Origin of the sequence: Pseudomonas folii, assembly GCF_014357575.1 — a bacterium.
GTDB classification, from domain to species: Bacteria; Pseudomonadota; Gammaproteobacteria; order Pseudomonadales; family Pseudomonadaceae; genus Aquipseudomonas; species Aquipseudomonas folii.
Window position 1 is genome coordinate 1 of sequence record NZ_JACONW010000240.1, and the last position, 5478, is coordinate 5478.

The following is a 5478-nucleotide window of genomic DNA, read 5'->3' on the forward strand; positions in this document are numbered from 1 at the left end:
TGAGCTCCTACAAGTCCATATTTGTTAAGGCGAGATGCCATTCCCACCTGAACGGCGTCCGGGCCAATACTTAGTGGCTGCATCCATGATAATAAAGTCTCATTTAAAAAATTTATTCACATGCAATATTTTTATAATAACCTTAGGCCAAAATAGAATTTCACAGCTCGCTTCTATAGCCATATGTTGCAGGCACGGATTCAGGTTTCGGAATGATCCATCCCCGACACCTCCCCCCTCATACGGTATGACTACAAGAAGGAGCTGTTCATGAGCATCGAATTCATCGGCTACATCGCCACTCAGCCTGGCTCGGAAATCCACCCGCGCAGCGGCCCGACCATACAGCCCGAGTACGTGGCGAAAGTCGCCAAAGCCCATGAAGACGCTGGTTTTGATCGTGCGCTGGTGGCTTACCATTCCAACAGCCCGGACAGTGCCTTCGTTGCAGCTCACGCATCGAGCGTCACGACAAAACTCAAATTCCTGATCGCTCACCGCCCTGGCTTTATCTCGCCCACGGTGGCGGCGCGTCAGTTTGCGACCCTCGACGTGTTCAACGGCGGGCGCACGGCGATTCACATCATCACCGGTGGCGACGACAAGGAACTGCGCGCCGACGGCAGTCACATCGGTAAAGACGAGCGCTATGCCCGTACCGACGAATACCTGGGCATCGTGCGCCAGGAATGGACCAGCGAAAAACCGTTCGACCATAAAGGCGAGTATTACCAGTTCGAAGGCGCGCACTCGCTGGTGAAGTCCCCGCAACAGCCACACATCCCGGTGTATTTCGGCGGCTCCTCGCCTGCCGCCATCGCTGTAGCGGGCAAGCACGCGGATGTGTACGCGTTGTGGGGCGAGACTTACGAGCAGGTCCGGGCGGTCGTCAAAGAAGTTCGCGCTGAAGCGGCCAAGCATGGCCGGACCGTGCGTTTCAGTCTGTCGTTGCGACCAATCCTGGCGGAAACCGAAGAGAAAGCCTGGGCCCGTGCCGACAGCATTCTCGAACGCGCCAAAGCCATCGCCGAAAACAATGGTTTTGTACGTCGCGAACCACCGAACGAAGGCTCACGTCGCTTGCTGGCTGCCGCTGCACAGGGGTCGCGTCTGGACAAACGCCTGTGGACAGGCATCGCCGGGCTGCTGGGAGCGCAAGGCAATTCGACGTCACTGGTCGGCACGCCTGAGCAAGTCGCCGAAGCCCTGCTGGATTACTACGACCTTGGCATCACCACCTTCCTGATTCGCGGTTTCGATCCGCTGGACGACGCCATCGACTATGGCAAGAAACTCATTCCGCTGACCCGCGAACTGGTGGCCAAGCGCGAGCGGGAAGCTCAGGAAAAAGTCGCCTGATCCGCTTACAAAATCTATCGAGGGCGCGTTGCGCCCTCTTCTTCGTTTGCACACGCCTGTCTTGAGAGTGCCATGTCGAAACCGTCATTGAATATTCGCCTGCGTCGTCCCTTGCTCGCCGGCCTGGCGATTGCTGCAGTCTGGACGTTGATGCTGCCAGCTCAGGCCAGAGAAACTGTACGCATCGGCTATCAGAAGTCCTCGACCCTGATCACCGTGCTGAAAACCCAGGGCACCCTGGAAAAGGCCTTGAACGAGGCGAACATCGACGTCAGCTGGCATGAATTTCCCAGCGGTCTGCCGTTGCTGGAATCGCTGAACATCGGCAACGTCGATATCAGCGCGGATGTTGCCGATACCGTGCCGATCTTTGCCCAGGCTGCACAGGCCAGACTGACCTACTTCGCCGAAGAAACCCCGTCGCCCTCTGCTCAGGCCATCGTGGTGCCCAAGGATTCTCCCATCAAGGAGCTGTCGGATCTCAAGGGCAAGAAAGTCGCCGTGACCAAAGCTGCCGGTACTCACTATTTGTTGATCGCGGCTCTGGCCAAAGGAGGTCTGAAGTTCTCGGACATCCAGCCTGCCTACCTGACGCCTGCCGATGGCCGAGCCGCGTTCGAAAACAACAAGGTTGATGCCTGGGTGACCTGGGAACCCTTCCTGACCAGCGTGCAGCGCCAGTTGCCCACCCGCACCCTGGCGGACGGCACCGGCCTGGCCAGTTACAAGCGCTATTACCTGACGAGCACGCCGTACGCCAAGGCCCACCCCGAAGTGCTCAAACTGGTGTTCGATCAGTTGCAGAAAGCCGGTCACTGGGTCAAAGGCAACCCGAAAGAAGCCGCTGCGCTGCTCGGCCCGCTGTGGGGCAACCTTGATCCGGCCACAGTAGAAATCGCCAACAGCCACCGTACGTATGAAGTACGCCCGGTGAAAGCTGATCAGCTCGGCGAACAACAGAAAATCGCCGACGCATTCTTTGCTGCAGGCTTGCTGCCCAAAGCGGTGGATGCCAAGGATGTGGAGATCTGGAAGCCGTAACACCACCAGACCTGTAGGAGCTGCCGAAGGCTGCGATAACGGTGGGTCAGGACGGACGATTTCGCGGCCTCGCGGTGCTCGTGCGCTCCTACAGATTCTGTGGTTACTGCGGAACAGCGCAGTGCAATGGACACCGGGGCATCGATCCTACAGAAAATGCGTGGCAGCCAAAATGACTATCGTCCGTCATCACCGCGAACTGTTGCCCCAGCAACAGTCGCCCAACAGACTGTTCACCCACCGACAGCAACCCCTTACCCCGCCTCTTCCCAGCCCTTGTATTTCCACGCCCGGCCATCTGGCACAGAGCCTGCAATATTCCTTTTAAGCAGGCAGACGATTAGCCGACTGCCATTTTTGTGAATAAGAAAAACTTCCGATACCGCCTTGCCTGGAGCTGTTCCAAATGAACGCTAAAACCCTGTTTTCCTTTACTCGCGTAAAGCTGCTGATCGGCGCCGGTGTGTTGGCTCTGGGCTTGAACCCGCTGGCCTTTGCGGCAGAAACCGCTCCGGCCGAGGTGAAGCTGGATTACGCCTATTACTCGCCGGTGAGCCTGGTGCTCAAACATTTCGGCTGGCTGGAAAAAGCCCTGCCCGACAGCAAGGTGGGCTGGGTGTTAAGCCAGGGCAGCAACCGCTCGCTGGAATACCTGAACAGCGGCGGCGTCGACTTCGCGTCCTCGGCCAGCCTGGCAGCCGTGCTCAGTCGCGCCAACGGTAGCCCGATCAAGTCGGTGTATGTCTACAGCCGCGCCGAATGGACCGCGTTGCTGGTGCGCAAGGATTCGCCGTACAAGACCATCGCCGATCTTAAAGGCAAGAAAATCGCCGCCACCAAGGGCACTGATCCTTACCTGTTCACCTTGCGCGCCCTGCAACAGGCGGGTCTGAAAAAGGACGACGTGGAGTTGGTGCACTTGCAGCATCCGGATGGCCGCACCGCGCTGGAAAAAGGTGATGTCGACGCGTGGGCCGGTCTTGATCCACACATGGCTGCCAGCGAAGTCCAGGCCGGTTCGCGCCTGCTGTACCGCAACAAGGACTTCAACAGCTATGGCGTGCTGAGCGTTACCGAGAAGTTTGCCAAGGAACACCCACAGACCATCGAAACCGTGCTGAGCGCTTACGAAAAAGCCCGCGAATGGTCGGTCAAGCACCCGGAAGAACTGGCTGAACTGCTGGCCAAGGAATCCGGTTTGCCGCTGGACGTTGCCAAGCTGCAACTGACCCGCACCGACCTGAGCACCCCGCAATTGAGTGGCAAGGATGTCGCGTCTTCCAAAGGCGCAGCGCCGATTCTGGTCTCTGAAGAACTGGTTCGTCGTGGTGTGAACGTTGATCAGGTTATTGATCAACTGATCGATCCTGCCTTCAGCAAGACCTTGACTGCGAGTAAGTAAACCCGGAGCTGCTTCATTCCCCTTGTGGGAGCCGGGCTTGCCCGGCTCCCACAAAGATCTCCATGATTCAAATAGCTATGCGCTGCCTGATGAGATAACCCATGAACAGCAAAAGCAAAGACCTGCCAGCGCCGCTCGCGCTGCCCATCCCGTCACCCGGCGCTGCATGGAAGCGACGCGGCAAGGGCCTGGTGCTGCCGCTACTGATCATCGTTTTTCTGGAGATCATCGTGCGCATCGGCTGGCTGCCGTCGTATCAGATGCCCGCGCCCAGCGAGATCGCTCTGACCCTTGGCGATCTTGCTAACGGGCCGTTGTGGAAGCACATCAGCGCCAGCCTGTTGCGGGTGTTGATCGGGTTCGCCATCGGCACCAGCCTCGCATTGATTTTCGCTGCCTGGGTCGGCCTGAGCCGTGAGGCCGAAGCCTACCTGGAACCGACGTTCGCGGGCCTGCGCTCAATCCCCAGCCTGGCCTGGGTGCCGCTGCTACTGTTGTGGCTGGGCATCGACGAGACCTCGAAAATTGTCCTGATCGCGATCGGCGCGTTCTTCCCGGTGTACCTCAACGGCGTGGCGGCGATTCGTAATATCGACCGCAAACTGGTGGAAGTCGGCCAGATGTATGGCTTCAGCCGGGGTCGGCTGACGCGACGCATTCTTTTGCCTGCCGCCCTGCCCGGCCTGTTTACCGGCTTGCGCAGCGGCATGAGCCTGGCGTGGATGTTTCTCGTGGCAGCGGAATTGATCGCCGCCACCAAAGGTCTGGGCTATTTGCTCAGTGACGGACGCGAAACCTCGCGGCCTGACATCGTGCTGGCAGCCATCATCGTCCTGGCGGTGCTCGGCAAAATCAGTGACGGCGTTTTGGCCGGTCTGGAAAAACGCTTTCTGGCCTGGCGCGACACGTTCAGTGGCCAGGGCACAGGAGAGTAGAGATGAGCGAAGTCCTGTTGGATGCTCTGCTGGATATGAAGGTCGAACGCAAGTCGTTCGGCAGTACCACCGTGCTGCGCAACGTACATGTGAGATTGCACGAGCGGGAAGTCATCAGCCTGCTGGGCCCGAGCGGTTGCGGCAAAAGCACGTTGCTGCGGATCGTCGCCGGGCTGGAAAAAGACTATCAGGGCGAGTTGCACCGTACCGCTGATGAAATAGCGTTCGTGTTTCAGGAGCCGCGCCTGATGCCGTGGCTGACGGTGGAACAGAACATCGGTTTCAGCGACAACAAGCAGTACGACAAGGCCTGGGTCACCCAGTTGATCGAAGAAGTCGGTTTGACGGGATTTGCCGACGCGCTGCCCAAATCGCTGTCCGGTGGCATGGCGCAACGCGTGGCCATTGCCCGCGGGCTGTACTCGCACCCCAAGGTCTTGCTGCTGGACGAACCCTTCAGCGCGGTGGACGCCTTCACCCGCATGAAGCTGCAAGACCTGCTGCTACAGCTCGCCCAGCGACACGCCATCGCCTTGTTGCTGGTGACCCATGACGTGGATGAAGCGCTGTACCTGAGTGATCGGGTGCTGGTGATGGGCAACCGGCCGAGCAATATCCGTCAGGAGCTGGCCGTGGAGCTGGCGCACCCGAGGGATCGGCGGGATGCCATGTTGGCGAGTCTTAAAGCGCTATCGTTAACCGAGCTGCAGCAGGCGCATGTGATTTGATGAATGGGGGTGT

General features: G+C 58.9%; 5 protein-coding genes. All 5 read left to right on the forward strand.

The features are described 5' to 3' along the window. The first annotated feature begins 270 nt into the window (after positions 1-270). The 5 genes from H8S59_RS25920 to H8S59_RS25940 all read left to right on the forward strand — a co-directional run bounded on the left by H8S59_RS25920 (position 271) and on the right by H8S59_RS25940 (position 5465). Entirely contained in the window at positions 271-1359 is a 1089-nt protein-coding gene (locus tag H8S59_RS25920) for an LLM class flavin-dependent oxidoreductase (protein ID WP_087265202.1), read from the forward strand. Positions 1360-1431: 72 nt separating this feature from the next. Further along, entirely contained in the window at positions 1432-2400 is a 969-nt protein-coding gene (locus H8S59_RS25925; protein WP_095097284.1) for an aliphatic sulfonate ABC transporter substrate-binding protein, read from the forward strand. Between the two features lie 406 nt (positions 2401-2806). Further along, positions 2807-3802, forward strand: coding sequence for an aliphatic sulfonate ABC transporter substrate-binding protein (locus H8S59_RS25930; RefSeq protein WP_095097287.1), 996 nt, complete (start codon positions 2807-2809; stop codon positions 3800-3802). A gap of 101 nt (positions 3803-3903) precedes the next feature. Further along, complete coding sequence (locus tag H8S59_RS25935; protein WP_187523278.1) at positions 3904-4737, forward strand: ABC transporter permease; 834 nt, start codon at positions 3904-3906, stop codon at positions 4735-4737. Between the two features lie 14 nt (positions 4738-4751). Next, positions 4752-5465 (forward strand): ABC transporter ATP-binding protein, encoded by a 714-nt coding sequence (locus tag H8S59_RS25940; protein ID WP_187523279.1) that lies wholly within the window; start codon positions 4752-4754, stop codon positions 5463-5465. Positions 5466-5478 lie beyond the last annotated feature (13 nt).